The sequence below is a fragment of the Ornithinibacillus salinisoli genome (assembly GCF_042684965.1).
Lineage (GTDB): Bacteria > Bacillota > Bacilli > Bacillales > Amphibacillaceae > Ornithinibacillus > Ornithinibacillus salinisoli.
On sequence record NZ_JBHUMI010000015.1, the window covers coordinates 51,548 to 76,785 of the forward strand.

Here is a 25,238-nt window from a genome sequence, read left to right on the forward strand (position 1 = left end):
TTTGCGAGCGAGGAATCTTATCGTGAGCCCGCAGGAATGCAGGAATCGAGGTATATTTCCAGAGCGGTGAGCACTATGCTTCGCATTCCATGTATGATTAACAACAAAGTACGAAAACAACCCAAAAGAAAAATCCAAACTAATTCGATTCTAATTGAATTTTGAATCATAGTTTGGATTTTTATTTGACTAAAACATCTATAGTATTGACGGCTTATATTTCAAGTTTTGCAACTAATTCACCATTAGAAATAATACCCGTTTCTGCAAATCCCAACGAGGTATAAAGGTTTCTAGCTACCTTATTGTCAGGGCTGTAGGCAATGTAAACCGAAGTTGCTTCTCCTTGTGGAAATGACTTAATGTATGCAATTGCCTTTGTCATTGCTAGAGTTCCGTATCCTTTATTTTGATACCTTTTGTCTATCATTAGTCGAAGAATGCCATAACATGATTCATTGCCATATTCATTTTCCTCGGCATTATCGTAATACATCATGATAAATCCTATCATCGTATCAAGATCATAGATTGCAAAAGTCATAGCTGGTAAGTCATCATTCAACAATGCAACATATGATTGAGCAAGACTATATACATTTGAAGCAAGGAAATTATTTTGCTCATCACTCAGTTTTAAATGAATGCATTCCTCAAAGTTGTCCCATGTAATTTTGCGAAATTGTACCATTACTTGAACCTCCTGTTTTGTAAAAGTGAACTTTTAAATAAAGCGTTAACAGGCGGTCCGCGGGCAAAATATAAATCTTAGGTTAACTGAATAATCATGTTTCCCTTCCTTTCCAAATTTAGATTTTTCTGTATTTATTGTATCATATGGAAAACAATAATGTCAGGAAAGTAATTATGATTTTGGCAGCAGAAAGCGAAGTGGATTTTAATTGCGGTAGTATTTGTGTTCCTGCTTAAGAACTATGGTTTTCTTTAATGTATAATTATTGTATAATGATTAAGAATCTCCTGAATATTGCCCCCCCTGCTTCAGATGACATACCATCCGTTATATACACCTAATCCCCATTTTGGATCAGTTGGAGGACATACCGTCCTTTATTTACGATAAAAACTACAAATAATGAAATAATCCCATTAATAACGGCATCAATGTCCATTTATCCCTATAATTTTAATGCATTGACAGAGATAACGGAATCTATGTCCACAGTAATGAATGAAATGTATTTGAATTTTCTCATGTAATAAAATAAGAACAGAAAGGATAGTGAAAGATGCTAAGATTTGAACAGACATACAATGATTGGATTGAAAAACACATTTCCGAAGAAAAAAATCATAGGAGACGAGAAATTTTAGAAAAGGGTCTAGGTCATGGAACGATTGAATTTCTTCGTTCGATTTGGTTTCCTACTGTAGGGAACTTTAATCACCTATATCCGGAATGGGAGGTGCGCGATTTCAACAATGGGTATCGCTACCTTGATCTAGCCTACAGACCTGGGGATGCGAAAGGATGCATTGAAATACAAGGATATGGTCCACATGCAAGAGATATTGATGTCAGGCGATTTAAAGATTTATGTTGGCGTCATTCATTATTAGCTCTCGATGGATGGACATTATTACCGATTGCATATTTATCAATTAAAGATGAACATAAAAAGTGTCAACAACTAGTTCTTGCTTTTATCGGTAAATTTATTTCAAATGAATCATCATTTCCACAATTATCTTGGGTTGAAGCAGAGGTTGTACGATATGCACGTCGTCAACTTCGGCCAATTACTCCTCTTGAAATTGCTAGTCATTTAAAGATTAGTGACCGCCATGCAAGACGTATTTTACATACCCTAGTAGACTTACAAATTCTAACTGTAGCAAGCGGGAATAAACGAGTGCGAACATATAGGTTGAAATAACGGGAATACATTCCTCAAACGGTCACACGATCCCTTATTTCGTTAATTATAGTATTATTATAACTTTGGAGGACATACAATCCGTTATTTAATAATACTCCTTAAATAATTGCTATTATTTAGCATAATAACGGAACTCATGTCCGTCAAACATCTCGAAAAGCCTCTTTTTATAACATTAGCGGAACCTATGTCCGTTCAAGTTTCAACTACTCTAACAAAAAACACCATCTCTCACTTTATTTGCGAAAAATAGTGTCATTGTACACAATATGTAGATGGAGCATAGCGGGCTCGAACCGCTGACCTCTTGTCTGCCAGACAAACGCTCTCCCAGCTGAGCTAATGCCCCGTGAATGATTATAATTATAATCCCTTCTCATTAATTTTTCAATCACTTCATATAGTAAAATATACTCATTTAGCAAACATAGGATAATGTAACTATTTTTGCAAAAAATCTAGTTAAATAGTATGAAAAAGCTGTTTTTTTACAAAAACTTAATGGTATCTGTCCATTTTATATGCCATATTAATAGTGTGTTAGATTCCTATGAATGTAACATAATAATATTTCAAATGGAGGGTACTAATGAAACATTCAACTGTTCGGAAAGTATTTCATCTCGTTCTTATTATCGCGCTTGTGTTCATGAATTATTCATCGGTATTTGCGATGAAAGCATCAGCGGAAAGTAATGAAGAACTAGCAGAGGATTTATTCATTTCAGAGTACATTGAAGGCAGTTCATTTAACAAAGCAATTGAAATATTTAATGGGACTGGGCAGAGCGTTGACTTAGCAGACTATGAAGTTGACCTATACAGCAATGGTTCGGCAACAGCTAGTCAAACACTAGCATTATCAGGTACTTTGGAGCACGGAGATGTGCTCGTACTAGCACATACAAGTGCAGATCAGGCTATCTTAGAAGTGGCTGATATGACGCATGGTGGAGTCATTAACTTTAATGGGGATGATGCGTTAGCCTTAACGAAAAATGATAGTGTATTAGATGTATTAGGCGTCATTGGAGAGAGAATTAATTATGGACAAGATGTTACATTAGTGAGAAATTCTTCTGTGACAGCTCCTAGCACTTCGTATGACGAAGGTGAATGGACGGATTATACGAGTAATACATTTGCCTATCTTGGGAGTCACACAATGGATGGCGTTGACCCAGGAGAGCCTGGTGACCCCGGTGACCCAGGAGAACCTGGTGATGAGTATACTATTGGAGATGCCCGTAATTTAAGTGATGGAACAGTTGTAACGGTAGAAGGAATTGTAATAGCAGATAATGCTGCCATTAGTAATGGTTCTCAGTTTACAACTTATATACAAGATGAAACAGGTGGAATTAATCTATTTGCCTATGAACAAGGACAGTTACCTGATCTAGTAAAAGGTGACCGTGTACAAGTAGTTGGTGAACTAGATTCCTATAATGGATTAAAAGAAATAATACCAGAATCAATTGAAATAATAGAGCAGGGACAAGATTTACCAGAAGCGCAACAAATTACACTAGAAGACCTTCAGGATCCTGCGGTTGCAGAGTCATATGAAGGGGAATTAGTACAGCTAAACGGTTTTATCAATAATGTTCCGGGTAGCCCGGCTGGTGGTGGCTATAATGTATCACTAATTGATGCAGACTTTAATGGAACAACACTTCGCGTGATGGAAAATGCGCTAGATATTTCCTTGGTTGAATCAGATTTGTGGTACGATATCACGGCAATCGTTAGTCAATACAATGATTACCAACTAATTCCTACAGAGCAATCTGATTTACAGGTAGCAGAAGAACAACCAGATCCACCATCAGCATCGGGACTGTATGAAACGACTGTTGAAACGGTAACTGATGGCGATACAATTCGTGTTGCAGATCCAGTATTTGGCGAATCGAGAGTACGCTTCTTAAATATGGATACACCGGAAACGTATGCTGCTCATAATAACGACCCCGAAAGAGCAGAAATTAATGCGAATCAAAAATATTACGGGGATTTAGCGACAGGTTATATTAGTGAACTATTGCAACCAGGTGATGAAATCTATTTAAAAGTCGGTGATGAACCTACCGATGACTATGGTAGAATTTTAGCAGAAGTTATCCGCAAAGAGGATGGACTAAATATTAATATAGAAATGGTTGCACAAGGGTATGCATCTACTTATTTCCTTGCACCGATTGATGAAGAAGCATATCCCGTCTATCAAGAAGCTGTGAAAGAGGCGAAAGATGCTGGCTTAGGGATTTGGAATCCAGAAGATCCATTATTGGAATTACCTTTTGTATTCCGTGCCTTTGACGATCAAAAAGGATTATTACGTTATGTTGGTAACTCCGACACAATGGAGTATGTAGAACCGGTAGATTGGGCAGATGTCCCAGTCGAAAAACGAGTTTTCTTCGCTAGTGAAGCCGAAGCGGAATCATATGGTTATACACCTGCTGAAGGTGGTGGTGAAGCAGATCCGAATATTCTTGCATTACAACTTTTAAGCATGAATGATTTGCACGGGAAAATTGATCAAGAATATAGCCTTGACCCTGATGGGGATGGTACTTTTGACATGTACGGTCGTATGGATTATACGGCGTCAGCGATAAAAGAACGTGAGCTAGAAAATCCTAATACGTTAATTGTTCATGCCGGAGATATGATTGGTGGAAGTTCACCAGTATCAGGTTTATTACAGGATGAACCAACCGTAGAAATTATGGAAGAAATAGGATTTGATGTTGGGACAGTTGGAAACCACGAATTTGATGAAGGACTGGATGAATTATTACGTATGGTAAATGGTGGTGAGCATCCTGATGGGGCAGGTACAGAAGATTACGATGGCATGAATTTTCCTGTACTTTGTGCAAATTGTGTATATGAAGACACTGGGGAAACGTTCTTACCACCGTATCATGTAGAAGAAGTTGACGGTGTGGAAGTTGGATTTATCGGTGTAAATACACAGGAGACAGTAAACATGGTAATGCCGTCTTCGTTGGAGAATGTAGCGTTCACAGATGAGGTAGACGCGGTAAATGATGCTGTAGATGAACTTACTTCACAGGGGATTGAGGCTATTATTGTATTAGCACATATTCCTGCTAACCAATCAGGTATTGGAGCTACAGGTGCTGCAGCTGACTTGGCTATGGAAGTAAATGATTCGGTGGATGTTATTTTTGCGGCTCATAATCATCAAGTAGTTGATGGAGTAGTAGATAACAAGCTAATCGTGCAAGCTTCTGAATATGGTAAAGCATTTGCAGATGTTGATTTAGAAATTGATCGTACTACTGGTGACATTGTAAGTAAGGAAGCAGAAGTTGTTTTTGTTAAGCAGAGTGATTATACACCAGACGAAACGGTTGCAGAAACATTAAGCTATTATGCAGAAGCAATTGCTCCTATTGTAAATGAAGTTGTCGGATACAATGCACAAGAGCTAACAGGAAGTTATACCAATGATGCTGACCATGGCTTAGGTAATCTCATAGCAGATGGTATGAATTGGGCAATGGACAGTGACTTCGCCATGATGAATGGTGGTGGAATTCGAGATATTTTACTAGAAGGACCAATTACTTGGGGAGAATTATATAATATTCAACCATTTGGCAATACGCTAATGACCGTTGAGATTACAGGAGCAGATCTTTATCCTATTCTTAATGAGCAGCTATCAAGCTACGGATCTGACTACAGTATTGCTGGATTCCATTATACGTTTAATCCTGAGTTACAAGAGGTTGTAGATATTACATTCCCTGATGGTACACCGATAGATGAAGATGCAGTATATACATTAACGGTCAATAACTATATGGGAACTTCAGAGGGTCCGATTAAAGACCTTGGACAAAACCCAGTCATGGGACCAGAAGATATCGATGCCACCGTAGATTTTGTTAAAAGTTTAGATAGCTCAGAATCGAATCCGCTAGTTTATGGTCCAGAAGGAAGAATTGCTGTTACAGACGAAATACCTGGAGAAGAGGAAGATCGGCCAATAGTAGAAGTGGAGCCGAAGAAAAATAATGGGACAGCGACAGTTCATACGAAGGATTTAGAAGCGTTAGATCATGGTGTGCAAGTTGTAATTAACATCTTTAACGAGAAAAAGCCGAGAAGTTTATTACTAAATAAAAAGCAAGTAGACTTATTAAAGGATAAAGAAGTAACACTAGTTGTAACAAATGGCGCAGTATCGCAAACATTTGAAATGACAGATGTAAAGGATAAGGTGCTTAAGGTTAGTTTGGAAGATTAAGTAATGGGGTATCCTCCGGTGGGGATACCCTTGTTTTTTAAAAAAGATAAGAAACTATAAAAATTTGGCTCTAACACAGTGTTTCTAGCTGTGGTATTTTTAATATATGGAGAAAAACATCTTGAAACGAATCTTTTTTGATGAACATGAACATTGGGAAGCATTTAAAAAGAAACATGAAGTTAGAATCCGTCCAATTGTCATTAAAGAGGTGGAAAAGTTCCGTGACTGTGGAAATCCTAAAAATGGATTTAAACTCTATGTTTGTGAAGGATGCCATGATGTTCGACATGTGCCTTGTCGGTGTAAAGGTCGTTTTTGTACGAAGTGTTCTGTTGGAGAAAATGAAGAATGGAGTCGTATTCTTACAGAAGATGTACTACAAGTAAATCATCGCAATGTGATTTTTGCGATCGATGAAAATCTACGAGAAATATTCCTATGGAATCGGAAACTGTTGAAGCCACTTATGGATGAGGCTGCAAAGTTAATTACAGAGTTTTTTCAAAAGAAAGCAAAGGTGACACCAGGAATAATTGCAGGATTACATATGTTTGGATCAAGAGCGAATTTAAACCCACATGTCCATATGTTAGTGACAATGGGTGGGATAACGAAGAAAGGGGGAGTGGAAGACATACGACTTTATTCCTTTTATGATGCTTCGGGAAACAATGGCAGACGGTCGTGTTGAAATTTATTCGTAAACACTTATGGAAGAACGAAAAGAAAAGAATTCAACCGAGATTGCAAAAGGCTTTTTCTAATAATGGGGAAGGCTTCTATATGTATGCCCCAAAACAAAGAGGAAAGGTGAAGGACCAACTGCGTTACATCGGCCGTTATATTCGTCGACCTGCGATTGGGATCAATCGAATCGAGGCATATGATGGTCAACATGTGACGTTTAAATATATCGATAAAGTGGATGGGTAAGAAAAGAACGAAACGGTAACGGTAGAAGAGTTTATAATCCGGTTAATCCGTGATATTCTAGACGAGCAATTCAAAACGATTCGTCACTACGGGATGTATTCTAGAAGAAGTAAGAAATTGAGTAGAAAACTATTGGCTACATGGCAACAAGGACAAGACGTTGGATCTTAAAAGTAAAGAAGACCATACGCCGCCAAACATGGAGAGAGCGTATTATTTCTAGTGGTCAAAAAGATCCACTTGTATGCCCTTATTTCGACAATTACTATGAATACAAGGGAGAAGTGTGTCTTGAGAATGGAAGATTAGAAATAAAGATCACATTAACGAAAGAAGCAAGGAATTATTTAGAAAGGGTGAGTCATTATCGCACAGAGCAACAAACCACGCAAAAAAGGAAAGAAGAAAAAAGGAACCGACCACCTACGACCGAAGGAAGACATAAGTCAACTATCATTGTTTAATGTGTCATGAGGAAGAAAAAGATTCCATATAACGTTGTAGAAGAGTTTGATTTGATGGATGGGGGAGATCCAACCACTCCACCAAGATTCAATTGTGAACAATGTGGTGGAGAGATGTATCCAAAGTATTATAAAGGGATGCATGGCCATGAATATAAGTTATCGGATGTTCTCTAGCTATGAAAAAGGACCGGGCGGGGTTTGCCCGGTTTTTCTTATTTACTAGTTGAATAATATCTTAATTTTAGAGGGATATTAGGAGAAACTAGAAATTAATTAAGGTGTTCCTCTATTTACAGTCACATCTAAATCTAACAGACCAGAACCCTCACCAGACTTTGACCATGTTGCACTATAATAACTAGAACCATCTTTATACCCTTCTAGGTATACGTTGTGTGTAACATCGGTTCTTTTATTATTGTCCATAAAGTCATAGTTATAATAAGAACCAGTAAGTTTAGATGTTACCGTTCTTCCGCCATCAATAATAGAGTAGCTAGAGAATGTACAACTACTTATATACCAATGTGTTCCAAGTGAACTAGGGTTTGCTGCATTACAATTGCTTCCACTTCTGCTATTTTTGTAAGCACTAGTTTGATCGTAATCCCAAACTAATCTATTAATTGTCCAAGCTAAATTAGCACCGATTGGATCGTCGGTAGTTGCTTGAACTCGAATATACCTGGTGTTTCGAGCGTTTGGGCTTACAATAACCTCGCTTTCATCTTTAGAAGAAATACTTAGATTATCATTGTTGTACTCGACAACTTGATATTGTTTCGTATCGGGGTTTACTTCTATTTGATAGTTTTCAGCAAGGCTTTCTACATTAGGAATTTCATTTTCAACAGTTACAGTATAAGATTTGTCATTATGGACGATCATGCTGACTTCATCAAATGTTTTGATTGAATCTTCAGTAGCTTCTAAGGTGAATGTTTGAAAAGAGTTGTTTTCCTCAGCAAAAGTTGGTAATGCTGTAGTTAGAATCATACCCAAAACTAAAGCTGTTATAAACAATATTTTTCTCATATTAATCAACACTCCCTTTAAATTTGTTATTCCTAATATCCCATACATTAGTTATTCTTCACAAAAAAGGAAAATCCTTCTAAAAATAAAAAAATATCAAGAAAACTTTTAAAAATCAGTATAATATTATATAATTAAATTAAATCATGAGATTGGAGGCGTATAACAAATGAATGAAGGTGTATTATGGGATGTCCTAGGCCCGGTAGTTATATTAGTTTTTCTAGCGGGAATTATTTGGTCTGTATATGGAATAAAAAAGAAAAGGTTTTGGCCAATTTTTTCAAGCTGTTTAATAAGTTTTATTAGTGCATATGTCTTTGCTTGGTCAGTTGGTAAGTTTATATTAGTAATCGCTGTATTACAGTTAATTATATCCTTATATTTATTAATAAAGTCTAATCAAACTAAGCAAGTGATTAATTAGTTCATAGTAGCATGTATCTTAGTAACTTTGAATAAACTAAAATGTAAATGGAGAAGAAGTAAATAATGTGCTTATGTTATAAAAAAATTAGGAAAGCATCGCAAAAAGATATATAAAAATCTGATTGTGATGCTTTTCTTTATATTTGTTTCATTATTCTAATTATGGTGTCCATTCATCATGTAGGATTGCTACTAGCTTCCAACTATTATTATACTCTTCAAATAAAAGTCCTAATCCTCCCCAGTTGAGTGTGTCCATATCCTCGGAGTCATGGAAATATTCAACGAGCTGTGAGTCAGGGAATCTTTCACTTACATAATGTAAATAGTCTCCCCGAGAATTAATCTCATTTACATAGATTCCATCTGGGTTAACATAGTTAGCAGCTTTAACGTAGGAGTCAAAATATTCCCTTGTTGTCATTACAATTGGGAGTCCACTTGCGGCATGGTCTCCCCAGTGAAATGTTTCTTGAATATTGAATAGGTTTGAGACTTCGTTTAAGTCAAATGTTACTGGTTCGTGATCTTCTGACATTGGTGTGTGATCAATTTGTAAAAATGGTCCAAATAATACCCCTTTTTCAGGATGAACCTCATCTGCTAAGCCATTCATGTTTTCTGCAATTAATAACTCCAGTACCTCATGAGCATGTTCAACAATTCCCGGCTGCTTATAAGTTAATTCAAGGGATCTGACAGCACCTTCCCCATTAAAGAATGTTGCTTCTCCTTCTTCATTAAACACTGCTTCACCTTCAAATGCAAACTGGATTTCATAGTTTACAAGATCGTACAATAATGTTTGTTCTTGAGTGGACTCGTTAACGAAAACATTTGATGACCAACCCAATTCATCGATAATTTCCTGAACAGATACTTGGTCTCCTGGGTGTAATTCATATCGATACGTGGTAAAAAGATCCTGTTCCTCTAGCTTGATAAAAGTATGATTTCCATATACATGAGCCACATCTCCATCAACCGTAAACGTCTCAAACGGGTCGCCAAACCGTCCTTGAAATGTCCTTGCATCCGATGGGATTTGAATGGAATCGATACCAGGTAACCTTCCAATGGATGCATAAGAAACTAAGTCACTGTCTAACATCAAGGATAATGAAGGAATTTGAGATATCATCCAATTTTCAATTTCATACCCTTCTATTTCATCAGCACCGTATTGTAGCAGTATATCACTTAATTCTTGATCCCCAAATGCACCAGCCATTTGTAAAACAGTCATGCCATTATTAGGTAATGCTGTATTTGGATCAGCTCCGTTATCAAGTAGTGAGATTACGATTTCATGTTGATGTCTATAGATAGCTAGAATTAATGCATTATGGCCAGAAGTATTTACAATGGAATGATCTGCGCCATGTTCGAGTAATAATTCTACGGTAGAGTGATCTGTTGTTAACATTAATGGTGTATTCGAGCTATCATCTAGTGTATTCGGATTTGCATCATGTCTTAATAATTCCTCAACAATATTTCTACGATTTTCCTTAGCTGCGATCAGCAGAGGGGCGTTTGGATCAGCGCCGTTTTCAACTGCATCTAGTATGTTATCCCAATTACGATTTTCAGAAGCCTTTTCCAATTCTTCTGTTAATACTTTTGCATAATCGACTGTTTCTTCATCTTCTTCATCTGAAACGACCATGTATTCTTCAGTGAAAAGTGTTGATGTAAATTGGTCTATTATATCTGCATTCATGTGATAATGGTCGCCATTAATCGTGACAATATTTCCTCCTGTGAATTTTAGCGTGTTTAGTAGCTCGTTTTTGCTATCGTATAGTTCGATCGTTGTCTCATTTTCGGAAGATCTTTCCACTGTTTCAGTGAGTTCGACTGCTCCGACCGTCTCATCAAATAATTGAATTATTTCCTGTTTACTAGAAGCGTACTTCACATTGGGCTCATTCGTTTTATACCCTACTATTTTTGCAGTATCACCATGTAAGAAGTCATGAAAGGTTTGCTCAGCTACTTGTTTTTCTTCATTTATATTTGTCATGATTAATATGGAAAAAATGAAAACAGCCAATACAGTTCCAAGGGTAACCGTTAATTTTTGAATATATTTAAATCTGCCTGTATTTGTATTTTGAATAGCTTGTTTAATTTCTAATTTAGTATGCTGATTTAAGTCTGGCTTTGGCATTGATTTTAAACGCTCATCTAGCTGCTCTAGGCGATTCTGATTCTTCATAAGCACACCTCCTTAATTCTTCATTCAATGCAATTTTGGCTCGATAATGTGTCGTCTTAACTTTGTTTTCACTCCATTTCAGTATTTTGGCAGACTCTTGAATGGATAGTTCTTTTATTCCACGTAAAATTAAGACATCTTGATAATTTGCTTTTAATTTCTGGATGCATTGATAAATTTCTTGCGTATCTTCGTTGAAATCCAAAATGGCTTCTGGGGATAAATCTGTTGATGGCTCATATGTTTTGTCTAGCGGAACGGTGTTTGACCATTTTCTAGACTTCCTTTTTCGTGCTTCATCGATTGCCACATTGCGAGCAATACTGAAAAGCCATGTTTTTGGACTAGAGTTTCTCTTAAATCGTTTAAATCCCTTCAGTGCTTTAATAAACACCTCTTGCAAAAGGTCTTCTGCATCAGTTGGCCCAACTTTATAAATTAAAAAGTGATAAATATCATTGCCATATTTCTCAAACCAATCGGATATTGTTTCATTATGCGACACAAATAACCACCTCCCTGGTTTCATATAATTAGACGTAATGCACAATAAAAGATTGCATTTTATATAACATTTTTAAAAAATGGGCTTTGAAGTATGTCTTATAAGTTTTTGTGTTTCTTTTAGTATATCTTTACTATATATTATAAAGTGAAGCGTAGTTAAGTTATTTATTATACAAAGGGGGTCTACACATGCGAGAAGATTATCGATTTAAAATAGCGAATCGGGAAGCATTAATTGGCGTAGGCTTAGTAATTTTTAATTTTATTTGGTGGTTCGCTTTTGCTTATGGTATGGGCAGCAAGGATTATGAACAATATTCTTATGTACTTGGATTACCTGATTGGTTTTTCTATAGCTGTGTACTCGGATTTGTTGTCATGGTAGTACTAGTAACTTTTATAGTGAAGGTGTTTTTTGTTGAAGTTCCTTTTGATGAGGAAGAAGAAGGGGATGATTACAAATGAATTGGGAGGCAATCATACCGTTAATAGGTTTTTTAATCGTAATTTTTGGTATTGGAATGTATGCTGGTAAGTTTGTTCGTTCATCCAGTAATTTCTTAGACGAATACTTTTTAGGTGGACGTAGCTTAGGCGGATTTGTATTAGCTATGACAATGACTGCTACATATGGAAGTGCTAGTAGTTTCATAGGAGGACCCGGTACTGCTTATACACAAGGGCTTGGTTGGGTATTACTAGCGATGTCACAAGTAGCAACCGGTTATTTTGTGTTAATGATACTAGGAAAGAAGTTCGCTATCGTCACTAGAAAATATAAGGCTGTAACGATGGTTGATTTTTTAAGAAAGCGATATAATTCAAAATGGGTTGTTATATTGTCGGCAATTAGCATTATTATATTTTTATTCTCAGCAATGGCAGCCCAGTGGATTGGTGGAGCTAGATTAATTGAATCACTAACTGGATTATCCTATACAAGTGCATTATTTATCTTTGCTCTATCAGTTTTAATTTATGTAACAATTGGTGGTTTTCGTGCTGTAGCATTAACAGATGCCATTCAGGGTACAGTTATGTTTCTCGGTACATTAATATTATTAATTGCCGTCATAATCGCTGGTGGGGGAATTCCTTCCATTATAAACGATTTAACGGCGGAAAATCCCAACTTAATCACACCTTTTGGTGCTGAAGGTAATTTAACGCCAGCATATGTTTCCTCCTTTTGGATCCTGGTTGGTGTAGGAGTCGTTGCACTACCTCAAATTGCGACTCGCGCCATGTCCTATAAAAACGCGCGTTCGATGCACCGAGCATTAATAATTGGAACTATTGTAGTAGGTTTCATTATGTTAAATATGCATCTAATCGGTGTTTTTGCGAGACCAATTATACCTGGGATTGATGTAGGGGATAAAGTAATGCCATTAATTGCATTAGAAACCATGCCAGCATGGTTAGCGGGAATCGTGCTAGCAGCACCAATGGCAGCAATTATGTCTACTGTCGATTCATTGTTACTACTTGTAAGTTCAACTATCGTAAAGGATGTATACTTAAATTATGTGCAACCAAATGCCTCGATGAATAGAGTAAAAGGATTAAGTATGGGGATTACGGCAGTTCTTGGGATTATCGTTTTCTTAATGGCATTAGATCCGCCTAATTTAATTATTTGGTTAAATTTGTTTGCATTCGGTGGCTTAGAAGCAGCATTTATATGGCCGGTTGTCATGGGTCTGTACTGGAAAAAAGGAAACAAATTTGGCGCTCTCGCATCGATGATAGTTGGTGTTGGATTGTACATCCTATCTGACTTCAACTTATTTACACAGCCGTTTGGGATGCATGCCGTGGTGCTACCAATAGTTGTCGCCTTTTTTGCTTATGTATTCGTTAGCTTAGCAACACAGAAATTAACTTCAAACGAAATGGAATTATCATAGTATGGGGGGCGTTCCTAGTTAGGTGCGCTCTTTATTTTAACAGGAAGCGTGTTATAGTAGAAATAGGAAGAAGTTGAGTGGGAGGAAGTTTGATGAGTAGTATTATCCTATTTGATGGAGAATGTAATTTTTGTGATCAAAGTGTTCAATTTATTCTAAAGAGAGATTCCAAAGCCCATTATCAATTCGCCTCCTTGCAAAGCGAAGCAGGGAAAAGGTTAGTTAACGAGTATGATGTGCCAAATCAGTTGGATAGTATGATATTAATGGATGGTAAAAAGTATTATACTAAATCAACTGCGGCACTTCGTATTTGTGGAAAACTTGATGGATTATGGAAGATCTTTTATGGTCTGCTTATTATCCCTAGACCGATAAGAGATGTATTTTATGGCATTTTGGCTAAGAATCGCTATAAATGGTTTGGTAAAAAAGATAGCTGTATGTTGCCATCTCCAGAGGTTAGAGATAGATTCCTGTAATTAATGGCTTTTTACTATCAGATTATTGCTTTTTCCAGAAAATGATCTTAATGAGCAATTGATAGAAAATGCGCAGTAACTTTCGCTAGGATTTACTTTCTATCACACATTTCGAAGGGGTTGCTTTACAACCGCTCCGGCAGAATACTTCGCTTTCCGCGGGCACGGCCTCAGCCAGGGTACTTCTCGAATATGCTTCTTCGTTCCCTTGCGCCGAGGAAGCATGCTTCGGAGCGTAACTGGAAGACGCAGGAGCATCTGCGGGGTCTTCGGACACGTCCTGCGGGAGGAAAGGCATCGGTGAGACCCCACAGTGCGTAGCACGAGGAGGCTCACCAGCCGCCCGCGGCAAAGTAGACACTGTAAAAGCGACCTAAAGGAGCTTGAACAGATGTCGCACTTGTGCTGGAAGTGAAAGCGAAGTGTATTTCTGGAGCGAGATTTGGTGCAGTACATTTAATCTCAGATTTCACCACGTTTTTCATATTAAGTTAATGCGCTGTTTAAGTGAAAATAGCAACAAACTATGCGGAAAGAATCTAATCGGTTTACATTAATCAAACGTTTGTTTCAGTTAATAATAAACGGTGTCTCTATTAATAGGAGACATCGTTTTGACTATATTGGAAATGACGAAGAGGTAAAATCAATATGCTTGTAATTTAGGCTATCAAAAAAGAGAAAGTGTCATTTTTACATCAAAACCAGAAGGAAATAATATATCTGCTTTGAGAAGATATTATAAAAAGCAGATCAAAAAGAGACTATAAGCTCCTTTTAATCTGCTAAATTTTAAAAATGTAGTTAGCAAACGATCATTTCAAATTATTGTACCTTAGATTGAACATGTTGCTTGGTAAATTCGACAAAATAATCCAAGGACTCTACATTGCTTAACGAGCCCTTATTAACAACCTGATCCAACGGTTTGCCCATTAATATTTTTTTAACGGGTACTTCGAGCTTTTTCCCATTTAATGTTTTTGGAAGGTCAGGAGCTTCGTAGATTCCAGTAGGGACATGTCTTGGTGAACATTGTGTTCGAATCTGCTTTTTAATAGCTTCCTTAATTTCATCGGTAAGTTCTAATCCATCTTTCATGATCACAAAAAGTGGTACGATGGAATCACCATTTTCTATAGGGATGTCGACAATTAAACTATCAGAAACTTCGTTAACTTGATCGACTGCACGATAGATTTCACTTGTTCCGATCCTTATGCCACCACGGTTAATCGTTGCATCCGAACGACCATAAATGACACAAGTGCCTCGATCAGTAATTTTTATATAATCCCCATGTCGCCATATTCCTGGGTACATGTCAAAATAGCTTTCCTGTAACCTCGTTCCATCTGCATCGTTCCAAAAATAAATAGGCATAGAAGGGAAGGGCTTTGTTAATACAAGCTCGCCTACTTCTTCGATTATAGCTTTACCATGATCATCAAAGCTTTCAATTTTAGCTCCTAGGCCACGACATTGTAATTCTCCGGCATATACCGGGAGGGTCGGCACACCCAGAATAAATGCTGTACATACATCGGTCCCCCCACTTGCTGATGCGATCCACAGATCTTCTTTGACATTATCATAGCACCATTTGAATCCCTCAGGTGGAAGAGGTGAGCCAGTTGAACTAATATTTTTTAGATGTGTTAAATTAAACGTATCTTTTGGTGAGAACTCATCTTTCATACATGCCGTAATATAGCTTGCACTCGTACCGAAAACCGTCATTTCGGTATCCTCAGCAAGCTTCCATAGCATTTTCTTATCGGGATATGCTGGATTCCCATCATATAAAATAATAGTACTACCAGTTAATAGTCCACCGACTAGGAAATTCCACATCATCCATCCGGTTGTTGTAAACCAGAAGAAGCGATCCTCCTCGGAAAGATCTACATGGAAGGTTAATGCTTTTAAGTGTTCCAGTAAGATTCCACCTTGGCTTTGAACAATTGGTTTCGGTTTACCTGTAGTTCCAGATGAGAACAATACCCAAAGGGGATCATTAAATGGAACGTGTTCATAAGTTAATTCTAGTTCATTCGGTGAATGTACAGCTTCACTCCATAAGGTGACATTTTTTAAACTACTAAAACTAGCATTCTCATTCATGTATGGTACAGCAATTGTTGCTTCTAATGTTGGTAATTCAGATTGAATGTTTTCTATGATGCTTGTCCGATCGAATGTTTTTCCTCCATAGCTATAGCCATCAACTGTTACCATAACTTTCGGCTCAATTTGTTTGAAACGGTCGATAACACTTTGCGTTCCGAAATCAGGAGATGCACTGGACCAAATTGCACCTAAGCTAGCAGTGGCAAGAAATGCGACCGTAGATTCATAGATATTTGCTACATATGCAACAACCCGATCACCTTTCTGTACTCCTAGATTCTTTAATGTTTGTTGTAATGCAGCAGTATCTTGATAGAGCTGTCTCCAGGTTACTTCTGAAGTTGGACGAAGCTCTGAGGTATGTATAATAGCAGTCTTGTCATCATCGCGATTACGAAAAATATGTTCTGTATAGTTGACCGTTGCTTCAGGAAACCATTTCACACCAGGCATCTTATGAGATGATAGAATCGTTTGGTAGCGATCTTGTGATTGTATATTAAAGTATTCCCAAATCGTTTCCCAAAAAGTATCTATTTCATCTACAGACCACTTCCATAGTGACTGGTAATCTTGAAAATGAAGCTTTTTATTTTCCTTCAACCAATTCATATATTGATAGATATTGGATTGATTTCTTTGGCTATCTTGAGGTTCCCATAATAGTGTGCCTTCTTCGATCCGTTTCACGTAATCACTCCTAGAAATATATCGATAGTTAATTTTATTATATGGAAACGCTTTCTATGTGTAAAGGTTATATAAATCAATTCCATTATTATTCCAAATAAGCTAGGAATCCGGAAAGAGGATTCCTAGCTTTGTCAAAGTAAGATATTAACTTTCGGCAAGCTTATCAGCAAAGACCTTAACATATTCTGGTAAATCAGGTGGTCTACGGCTGGAGACAATATGGCCGTCTACAGTAACAGCTTCATCTATCCATTTTGCACCTGCATTCATCATATCATCTTTAATTCCGGGTGTACTTGTTACGGTTCTACCTTGTAAAATGTTTGCTGAGATAAGTACCCAACCAGCGTGACAGATCTGACCGATTGGTTTTTTAGCTTGATCCATCTCCTTGATAAATGCTATTACTTCCGGAAAACGGCGTAATTTATCAGGTGCCCATCCTCCTGGAACTAGTATTGCATCATAGTCGTCTACGTTTATATCTGAAAACGAAAATTTAGATTCAGCAGGTACACCGTATTTTCCGATATACTTTTGATTCGCCTCTTTACCGACTAAGTCTACTTGTGCGCCTTCTTCTTGTAATCGTAATACTGGATACCAAAGCTCAAGGTCTTCAAAATCTTCATCAACTAAAGCAATGACTTTTTTATCTTTTAATCGCATATGATCCCTCCATTTTTCTTAGTGTATCAAAAGATAGAAGTGAATTCGAATATAGACATATTGCATAGGATATTTTGTAACATGAGGTACGATTTAATTCCTATCTTCTAGGTCTTTATTAAGGGAAGCCTCAATTTTTTTAAAATAAATATAGTATCCAGTCCAAAATATTGAATATAACAATATGAAAGCTAAGGAGCTTAAGATGATAGCCACAACATTCAATGGTACCCAGCCAACAGAAAGAGCAACAATATAATAAAAACTTATCGAAAGACTAAAATGGATCATGGTTTTTTTCAAAGGGCTCCAAGTTTCATTTTCATAAATAAATGAGCTTAATCCAAAATAGATACCCATCAGAAAACTTGCAAGCATATGAGTCCAAATTTCTTTAACGGATGAATCTATATCAAAAATAATTAATATGGTAAGGGCTATAAATGTAAAAATACCGCCAACAGCAATACCAATTAAACTTCGTTTGAATATTTCAATTAACATTTGATTGCCCTCCCATAGCTAGTCTTTCTTTAATTTCCGCTACATAAGTTCGCGTAATATACTCTTTATTACCAGAGTGAAAGTATACACAAAGGTTACCATTAAACGATAGTTCAAATCGTTGTATTTGACTGATATTCCCAATTACTGATTTGGAAAAACGCATAAAGTCATGAGGAATTAATATATTTTCGATTTCATATAGCTTCATTCTAATTTCAAAGCTACGGTCTTTTTGAACAGCAAATATTTTTCTTTTTTCAGCGTATACATAATCGATCGTTTTTGGATCGAGAATAACTGTTTGATCTTCCTCAACACCAAATAAGCGTTGGGCCTTTCTTTTTTTTATGACATTAACAATTTCCTCGAGTTCCTCCGACCATTCCTTTGCTTGAATCGTTACCTGTGTTTCCGTGAACGCATCATCAATGTCTATATTTACTTTCATCTGGTTACCCCCAATAAAAACAAGTCTTACTTTTAGCTTACTGAACACTTTAAAAATGCTGGATATCGGAAAATTGCTAACACAAATCCGGCGACTCCAATGCAAAATAGTATAAGAAGCGTTTGAAAAAGATCGGAATAGTTTATACTGCCGGCCATTGCATCTTGAAATGCTTGATGTGCCCAATATTGCGGCAGGAAATAACTTATTGTTTGCATAAAGTCAGGCATCATATCATGTGGTATCCACAGTCCGCTTAACATAGCACCACCTAATGCGATGACTTGTGTTATAGCTAAGCCCATATTTTCAGTTTTCACCATGACAGCAGTAGATAAGCCAATAGCTGTAACGGTAAAGGTTAAGAAAATAGAAAGGGTGAGAAGAATTATAGGCTGTTCTAATGGAATATCATAAACTACCTTCCCAAATAAAAGTAACATAAAAATCTGAATAAAAACAATAAACATATACGGTAGCCATTTTCCTAACATATAGAAATAAGGACGTACAGGAGTACTAGCAATTCTAGCAGTCATTCCTTTATCTCTATCTTTACTAAAAGTGGAAACCATCGATATGATGATAAAAAATACAAACATAACAATATAACCTGGTATGATGGATACAGTAACTTGCTCACGAGTTGTTTCATCTGCATTTCCTGTAAAGATGGCAATAAATAATACGGTAAATAGGATGGGTAAAATGATCATCCAAAATAATAGGCCTCTATCCTGTAAATTTTTCTTTAATTCCGTAATCATGATAGCACGCATGTGTTTTCCTCCAATTATAAGAATTTAATCTCTAAGTTCACTACCTGTTAATGAAAAAAATATATCCTCTAGTCGGGGCTGAACAAGCTCTAATCGTTCCAGATCAATCACGTGATTACGGCAATGGGCAATAATATTCTCCATTACCTGTAATGGTTCGTTGGTTGTGAGCATATAGCCGCCTTTTTTAGCAGAAACATCTCCGTATTGTTTTATATCATTAAGGGTTAATGGGTTTCCTTTCATGAAAATAGAGGGCGTTGCATACCGTTTTAATAATTCATCAACAGAACCGTTTTCCACAACCTCACCTTTATCTATAAAAGCAACCTCATCACATAGTACTTCTACTTCATCAATATAATGGCTAGCGTAGATAATCGTACCTCCATCATTTTTGATTTCACTAATCATTTGAAAAATGTAATTCCGTGATTGTGGATCAATACCTACAGTGGGTTCATCCATAATAAGAATATCCGGGTTATGCATTAGAGAACATCCAATATTTAAACGCCGCTTCATTCCTCCAGAAAATGTAGAAACTTTATCCTTTGCTCGATTTTCTAAGTCAATCTGTTTTAAAACCTCTAATGCTCTAAGTTTTAATTTCTTCCCATTCAGCCCGTATAGTTTTCCAAATAAATATAGATTCCCAATTGCTGAAAGTCCCTCTTCTAAACAAATATCTTGTGGGACATATCCAATTTTTCCTTTCTGTTCATGGGTTAGGGCTTTATTATCGACGATCGCTTCTCCAGTATAATCATGAATAATCGAAGAGAGAATTTTTATTAACGTTGACTTGCCAGCTCCATTCGGACCTACTAAACCATAACAACTGCCTTTTGGGATACGTAATGACACTTCTCCCAATGCTGTTGTTTTTCCATAATATTTTGATACGTTTTTTATTTTTAACAAAGAATACACCTGCCTTTTTTCTTTATTATGACAACAAAATCCTACTAATTTGCGAAGAGTGAATGACATAACATAATTGATGTTTGAAATAACAATAATCATGGATGTAAATAAAAAAACATCACTTTTATTAATAAAGTGATGTTTTGAAGAATGGTACTATAGATACTGTACTTCGGTTTATTTTTGATAGTGTTCAGCAAACTTTGCGAATGAATTTTCGTCCTCTATTAGGCCACAAGAACCACATTGGATTCTGTAATCCGTTCCCTTGTACGATACATGGTAAACCTCAACGGGATCATTTGCATAATCATTAAGTACTTCACCAGTTTTAGAATCAATTTTTACTGGTTTTGCTACTTGTTCAATTAGATTAAATCGTGAACTGTTTGTTTTACAATTAGGACATCGATATGGTCGAGTCATTCCAAACACCTCCACCATTATTATTGGTTAGAATGGAACGTATTATGAATCATTTCCAGAAGGATTGAACCATTGCTTCATTTTTGAGAAAAAATTTGGGGGTGATTCGTTTACTTCTTCTTTCTCCTCTTCTAATTCTGTTTCTTCAAGAAAAATTTCCTCTCGATCTATAGCATAATCATATGTCAGAACTGCACCAATATCTGTTTCTGTTTCTTCATTTGTCACCACTGTGTATGGAATGTTATATTTATCAGCTAGTTCTTTTTCAGCTTTTAAAAACTTGTTTGAAACATGACCATTGAAAATTAATGTTGCATCTTTATAACTTTGCATTTCCTCTTCAAGTTTCTCCAGCCCTTTATCGGTCATGACCTGCCCTTTTTTTAATGCGAGTACAATACGTTCACGGAATGTTCCGAGGAAATATTCCCTTTCACCTTGCTTGGGGAGACGTGTTCCATATATTCCTTCTGTTAGATAGTCTTCAACATTTTTCTTTGCCATGGGGAATCCTCACTTCTTTATGATAGGCTATTTTCTAAAAGATTGTTGCTTTTCCAAGTGTGATAATAATTTGTAATTAATGTAAAATGCGCAGTACCTTAAAATGAACAAACGTGGTGAAGATTAAATTTACTGCACCAAATCTCGCTCCAGAAATACACTTCGCTTTCCGCGGGTGGCTGGTGAGCCTCCTCGAACTCCGTTCTGCGGGGTCTCACCGATGCCTTTCCTCCCGCAGGAGTCTACGTGTATTTCTTCCGCTAAAATAGTGCATGGAGAATTCATAACATGTATTCACTTGAAAATAACTTTCGGTACCATTGGGAAGAGCTCCACTAGGTGTTGAAATCATAATCTAACACCATTCCATAACAAGAGAATAACCACTAGCGAAGTATTCTGACAGAGCGGTTTTGTAGCACACTATTGAATTAGACTGTGAAAGTAAAAATTACGCAAGAATTATGGCGGAGTCTATATAAAAATAGCAACAAACTATGCGAAAAGAGCCTTATAGTATATATCAATTGTATGTAGTTTCGGAAATGGATGCAACGAATATACTTAAATAGGCGATCCTTAAAAAGAATCGCCTTATCGCATTTTACCGCATTCACTTATCCTTTTTTCGCTCGTTTATCAGCAGCACGGCTTCTTACCTGTGCTTCTTTATCTTCGTGGTCAGCTAATTCTTCTGAGAACTCGATATCTAGTCCATCGGATTTCTGGTTCTTAGGAGTTTGTGCAAGATAATTATTTCCTTTTGATTTATTATGTTCATCTCTTCCCATTAGGAGCACCTCTTTTCATCGTTTTTCATGATTAGTATGTGCGCAATAGTAAAAAAAGATGTAAAAAAAGAATGAACCAATGGGCGTCCATTGGTTCATTCTGTATTATTCCTCGTTATATTCAATTACATCATCAAACGGTTCTTCATATTCATCCGCAAATGGATCAAAAGCCTCTTTTCCATACTTGTAAATGGAAGGGTCAATTGGCTCCCAAGTTTCTGTAGGTTGATAGAATCGTAGTAAATCACCATTCAACAATTTATCGGATAACTCTAATTCATGTTGTGCACTCTCAGTAATTTCCTTCATTTCTTCTGTAGGTTCTAATTCTTCTCCAGTAACCGTGTCATAATAAGTTCCAGATACGACACTGAATTCAGGTGTTATTACATCTCCATTACGGAATGGTACCACTTGATTATGGTCATCAGAGAACAAGTCTGTTCCAAATTGAATATAGTCTTGTGATTTAATACCCATTAGATGAAGGATCGTTGGCATAACATCGATTAGTCCTCCATATTTATGATTCGTACCTTGGCCTTCTACACCAGGGACTTTAATGATGAATGGTACACGTTGTAATTGTGCATTTTTAAATTTTGTTATTTCTTCGCCTAGCAATTCTTCCATAGCGCGGTTATGGTTTTGTGATATACCATAATGGTCACCGTAAATCATAATAACCGAATCCTCATACAAACCTGATTCTTTTAGGTCTGTAAAGAATTGCTCTAACGCTTCATCCAAGTATCGAGCTGTTTGGAAGTAACGGTCAACAGAAGCATCTCCAGTTTCAGCGGGTGCAATTGTTGCATCTTCTTCATCAATTAAATATGGATGATGATGTGTTAGAGTTTGTAAATGAGCGTAAAACGGTTGCTCCAATGATTCTAACATTGGCATAGATTCCTCAAAGAACGGTTTATCTTTTAAGCCATAGTTAAGCGTATTTTCTTCATTCATGTCGTAATAGCTAGCATCGAAATACGTGTCAATTCCAAATTGCTTATAAATTTCATCACGGTTCCAGAATGATTTATAATCACCATGGAATACGGCAGAAGAATAATCTAATTCTTGATTTAAAATTCCTGATAAAGCTTGATACGTGTTATTACCGCGTGTGACAAAAGCAGCACCTTGTGGTAAACCGTATATCGAGTTAGCTAATAAAAATTCAGCATCTGCTGTTTTACCTTGTTCTGTTTGATGGAAGAAATTATCAAAATACGTAAAGTTCTCTTCTTGATCATGAACTAATGAGTTTAAGAATGGTGTTACTTCTTCACCATGTAGCTCAAAATCAATAAGGAACGATTGAAATGATTCTAAATGTATCTTAATAATATTTTTTTCAGCCGCTACACCAAACATTTCATCATTTGGTTCAGCGTATTTATTTTTCGTATAGTTTTCCACTTCTGTAATATCATCACTATCAGCAAGTACTCGCTGTGAAGATGTTTTTACATTTTGAATCGCATCGTATACAGCAAAATTGTAAATACCAAGGTATTTTACAATATAATTACGGTCAAAAGTTCTCTTTAATAACTGAGGACGATCAGTCTCTGCCATGCTTAGATTCACTGAAAAGGCAATTGCACCTACAATGAGAACAAGCAATGGTGTTTTTAAACTCATACGACTTGTTGACCAATGACGTTTACTCCACACAAATAACGCAATAAGAATAATAATGTCTACAGCGAAGAATATATCTGTCCAATTTGCAAGACTTGCAATACTTCCGCCTAAACTACCAAAGTTATCTGTTTGTGTAAGCGTTGGTAGTGTAATGTAGTCGTTATTAAAGCGATAATATACTACGTTGGCATAGAGTAGAATACTCATCAAGGTATCAATAATGATAATCCACACGCCAGCTCGTTTACCTTTAGCGAATAAAGCGAGTCCGAGAAAAATCAGAGCCGAGCTTAATGGATTAAAGAACAATAGAAATTCTTGTATGCCACCATCAATATCTAATCTAAATTCAGTAGTATATATAAAATACGATTTTGTCCAAAGTAAAATAACTGCTACGAAGAAGAAACTCATTTTTGATGTAAAGATTCTTTTCATCGTATTCACCCCATAATTTGCTTTGTTTAGTTTAATCACTAAGATATCATTTTAACCGAAAAATTAATATGGCGCAAGTCTTTTTACATTTATTACCATTGGGAAAGTAACATCCTTGTAACATAAAAATAAAAGCCCTAAAAGCATTATGACTGTGTTAAAATTAACTTTGTGTTCATTTTTACGGAAAGGAAAATTACATCATGGGGAAGTTGAAACAAAAAATTAATAAAACAACAATTGAATATCTGTATACAATACTTGGTGCTACATTAGTAGCTTTATCATATAATATATTTTTATTGCCTGCAAAGTTAGCTGCAGGAGGTATATCAGGAATAAGTACTATTTTATTTGAACTCTATATGTGGAGTCCCGCGCTAACACAATTTTTTATTAACGCACCCATTTTTATTATAGGGTGGTTTGCATTAGGGAAAGATTTTAGTGGTAAAACCTTAGTTGGAACATTCTGGGTTCCTTTTATCATTTGGTTAAGTGAGGATATTCCTTATACGATTACCAATCCAATCTTAGGAGCAATTTATGGTGGGATTATTCTTGGGGTCGGTCTTGGAATTGTTTATAAAGGAAATGGTTCAACAGGAGGCACTGCTGCGATTGCGCAAATTGTAAAGAAATTTACTGGTATTTCAAGTGGATATTCACAATTAATTGTCGATGGTGTTGTTGTAATTTCTTCTATTATTGTATTTAATCTTGAACTTACGCTTTTTGCTCTTATGACGATTTATATATGTAGTAAGGCTATCGATGTCGTGCAACTACGAACATCATCCTCGAAATTAATATTAATCATTACAGAAGAAGAAGAGAAGATTCAGTCTCTTATACGTGAAGGAATCGATCGTGGGCTAACTAAAGTACGCTCTGTCGGTGGATATTCTAATAAAAATAAATCCATGATACTATGCGTTGCAGAGCAACCAGAAGCAGTGTATTTAAAGAAATTATTGCAGCAGAAAGAACCAGACTCTTTTGTGATATTTATTAATGCTTCTGAAATATTAGGTAGAGGGTTTTCACTGGATAAATATTATGGACAGAAATTATAAAAAGAAATCGCACCTGAA

At 36.4% G+C, this 25,238-nt stretch carries 22 protein-coding genes, 1 tRNA gene and 1 pseudogene; 9 read left to right on the forward strand and 15 right to left on the reverse strand.

The window, feature by feature from the left end; translation table 11 throughout:
- Positions 1-214: 214 nt before the first annotated feature.
- On the reverse strand, positions 215-691 hold the full coding sequence (locus ACFSTA_RS10020; RefSeq protein ID WP_377556530.1) for a GNAT family N-acetyltransferase: 477 nt from the start codon (positions 689-691) through the stop codon (positions 215-217).
- Between the two features lie 559 nt (positions 692-1,250).
- Between ACFSTA_RS10020 and ACFSTA_RS10025 the strand changes: the two genes are divergently transcribed.
- The gene (locus tag ACFSTA_RS10025; protein ID WP_377556531.1) at positions 1,251-1,898 is read left to right on the forward strand and encodes a transcriptional regulator; all 648 of its coding nucleotides are present in this window, start codon (positions 1,251-1,253) and stop codon (positions 1,896-1,898) included.
- A 279-nt stretch (positions 1,899-2,177) separates the two neighbouring features.
- Here the strand turns inward: ACFSTA_RS10025 and ACFSTA_RS10030 are convergent.
- Positions 2,178-2,250: transfer RNA gene (locus ACFSTA_RS10030), tRNA-Ala, on the reverse strand.
- A 240-nt stretch (positions 2,251-2,490) separates the two neighbouring features.
- Here ACFSTA_RS10030 and ACFSTA_RS10035 point away from each other — a divergent pair.
- The 3 genes and pseudogenes from ACFSTA_RS10035 (at position 2,491) to ACFSTA_RS10055 (ending at position 7,766) form a co-directional block, all read left to right on the forward strand.
- Positions 2,491-6,189 (forward strand): 5'-nucleotidase C-terminal domain-containing protein, encoded by a 3,699-nt coding sequence (locus ACFSTA_RS10035; RefSeq protein ID WP_377556532.1) that lies wholly within the window; start codon positions 2,491-2,493, stop codon positions 6,187-6,189.
- Between the two features lie 106 nt (positions 6,190-6,295).
- Positions 6,296-7,599, forward strand: a pseudogene (locus tag ACFSTA_RS20845) (IS91 family transposase).
- Positions 7,596-7,766: a hypothetical protein gene (locus ACFSTA_RS10055; RefSeq protein WP_377556537.1), complete on the forward strand. Its 171-nt coding sequence runs from the start codon at positions 7,596-7,598 to the stop codon at positions 7,764-7,766. Before ACFSTA_RS20845 ends, ACFSTA_RS10055 begins: the two are co-directional and overlap by 4 nt.
- A 99-nt stretch (positions 7,767-7,865) precedes the next feature.
- Here ACFSTA_RS10055 and ACFSTA_RS10060 read toward each other — a convergent pair whose 3' ends face one another.
- The gene (locus ACFSTA_RS10060) at positions 7,866-8,627 is read right to left on the reverse strand and encodes a hypothetical protein (protein WP_377556538.1); all 762 of its coding nucleotides are present in this window, start codon (positions 8,625-8,627) and stop codon (positions 7,866-7,868) included.
- Positions 8,628-8,796: 169 nt separating this feature from the next.
- Here ACFSTA_RS10060 and ACFSTA_RS10065 point away from each other — a divergent pair, with 169 nt between their 5' ends.
- Positions 8,797-9,054, forward strand: a complete 258-nt coding sequence (locus ACFSTA_RS10065) for a hypothetical protein (RefSeq protein ID WP_377556539.1) — start codon at positions 8,797-8,799, stop codon at positions 9,052-9,054.
- Between the two features lie 162 nt (positions 9,055-9,216).
- On the opposite strand, the gene ACFSTA_RS10070 is transcribed toward ACFSTA_RS10065, so the two are convergent.
- Together ACFSTA_RS10070 and ACFSTA_RS10075 are read right to left on the reverse strand one after the other, a co-directional pair.
- Positions 9,217-11,277 carry an ankyrin repeat domain-containing protein gene (locus tag ACFSTA_RS10070; protein WP_377556540.1) on the reverse strand — a complete coding sequence of 687 codons (2,061 nt, stop codon included), beginning with the start codon at positions 11,275-11,277 and terminating at the stop codon, positions 9,217-9,219.
- Complete coding sequence (locus tag ACFSTA_RS10075) at positions 11,243-11,782, reverse strand: RNA polymerase sigma factor (protein ID WP_377556541.1); 540 nt, start codon at positions 11,780-11,782, stop codon at positions 11,243-11,245. The genes ACFSTA_RS10070 and ACFSTA_RS10075 overlap by 35 nt, the downstream gene beginning before the upstream one ends.
- 191 nt (positions 11,783-11,973) lie before the next feature.
- Between ACFSTA_RS10075 and ACFSTA_RS10080 the strand changes: the two genes are divergently transcribed.
- The 3 genes from ACFSTA_RS10080 to ACFSTA_RS10090 all read left to right on the forward strand — a co-directional run bounded on the left by ACFSTA_RS10080 (position 11,974) and on the right by ACFSTA_RS10090 (position 14,176).
- A complete protein-coding gene (locus ACFSTA_RS10080) occupies positions 11,974-12,249 on the forward strand; it encodes a YhdT family protein (protein ID WP_377556542.1) in 276 nt (91 codons plus the stop codon).
- Positions 12,246-13,694, forward strand: a complete 1,449-nt coding sequence (gene panF, locus ACFSTA_RS10085; protein ID WP_377556543.1) for a sodium/pantothenate symporter — start codon at positions 12,246-12,248, stop codon at positions 13,692-13,694. Before ACFSTA_RS10080 ends, panF begins: the two co-directional genes overlap by 4 nt.
- 92 nt (positions 13,695-13,786) lie before the next feature.
- Positions 13,787-14,176, forward strand: a complete 390-nt coding sequence (locus ACFSTA_RS10090) for a thiol-disulfide oxidoreductase DCC family protein (protein ID WP_377556544.1) — start codon at positions 13,787-13,789, stop codon at positions 14,174-14,176.
- 825 nt (positions 14,177-15,001) lie between these two features.
- Here the strand turns inward: ACFSTA_RS10090 and ACFSTA_RS10095 are convergent.
- The 10 genes from ACFSTA_RS10095 to ACFSTA_RS10140 form a co-directional block, all read right to left on the reverse strand.
- The gene (locus tag ACFSTA_RS10095; protein ID WP_377556545.1) at positions 15,002-16,996 is read right to left on the reverse strand and encodes an acetoacetate--CoA ligase; all 1,995 of its coding nucleotides are present in this window, start codon (positions 16,994-16,996) and stop codon (positions 15,002-15,004) included.
- A gap of 147 nt (positions 16,997-17,143) precedes the next feature.
- Positions 17,144-17,668: a type 1 glutamine amidotransferase domain-containing protein gene (locus ACFSTA_RS10100; RefSeq protein ID WP_377556546.1), complete on the reverse strand. Its 525-nt coding sequence runs from the start codon at positions 17,666-17,668 to the stop codon at positions 17,144-17,146.
- Positions 17,669-17,761: 93 nt separating this feature from the next.
- Positions 17,762-18,172 (reverse strand): DUF3021 domain-containing protein, encoded by a 411-nt coding sequence (locus tag ACFSTA_RS10105; RefSeq protein ID WP_377556547.1) that lies wholly within the window; start codon positions 18,170-18,172, stop codon positions 17,762-17,764.
- The gene (locus tag ACFSTA_RS10110; RefSeq protein WP_377556548.1) at positions 18,162-18,623 is read right to left on the reverse strand and encodes a LytTR family DNA-binding domain-containing protein; all 462 of its coding nucleotides are present in this window, start codon (positions 18,621-18,623) and stop codon (positions 18,162-18,164) included. Before ACFSTA_RS10110 ends, ACFSTA_RS10105 begins: the two co-directional genes overlap by 11 nt.
- Positions 18,624-18,655: 32 nt before the next feature.
- Complete coding sequence (locus tag ACFSTA_RS10115; RefSeq protein ID WP_377556549.1) at positions 18,656-19,402, reverse strand: ABC transporter permease; 747 nt, start codon at positions 19,400-19,402, stop codon at positions 18,656-18,658.
- A 24-nt stretch (positions 19,403-19,426) separates the two neighbouring features.
- Positions 19,427-20,326 carry an ABC transporter ATP-binding protein gene (locus ACFSTA_RS10120; protein ID WP_377556550.1) on the reverse strand — a complete coding sequence of 300 codons (900 nt, stop codon included), beginning with the start codon at positions 20,324-20,326 and terminating at the stop codon, positions 19,427-19,429.
- A 180-nt stretch (positions 20,327-20,506) separates the two neighbouring features.
- Complete coding sequence (locus tag ACFSTA_RS10125) at positions 20,507-20,755, reverse strand: DNA alkylation repair protein (protein ID WP_377556551.1); 249 nt, start codon at positions 20,753-20,755, stop codon at positions 20,507-20,509.
- Positions 20,756-20,797: 42 nt separating this feature from the next.
- Entirely contained in the window at positions 20,798-21,262 is a 465-nt protein-coding gene (locus ACFSTA_RS10130) for a YueI family protein (protein WP_377556553.1), read from the reverse strand.
- Positions 21,263-21,879: 617 nt separating this feature from the next.
- Complete coding sequence (locus ACFSTA_RS10135) at positions 21,880-22,053, reverse strand: YfhD family protein (RefSeq protein ID WP_377556554.1); 174 nt, start codon at positions 22,051-22,053, stop codon at positions 21,880-21,882.
- Positions 22,054-22,158: 105 nt separating this feature from the next.
- The gene (locus tag ACFSTA_RS10140; RefSeq protein ID WP_377556555.1) at positions 22,159-24,144 is read right to left on the reverse strand and encodes an LTA synthase family protein; all 1,986 of its coding nucleotides are present in this window, start codon (positions 24,142-24,144) and stop codon (positions 22,159-22,161) included.
- A 203-nt stretch (positions 24,145-24,347) separates the two neighbouring features.
- Between ACFSTA_RS10140 and ACFSTA_RS10145 the strand changes: the two genes are divergently transcribed.
- Entirely contained in the window at positions 24,348-25,220 is an 873-nt protein-coding gene (locus ACFSTA_RS10145; RefSeq protein WP_377556556.1) for a YitT family protein, read from the forward strand.
- Positions 25,221-25,238: the final 18 nt, after the last annotated feature.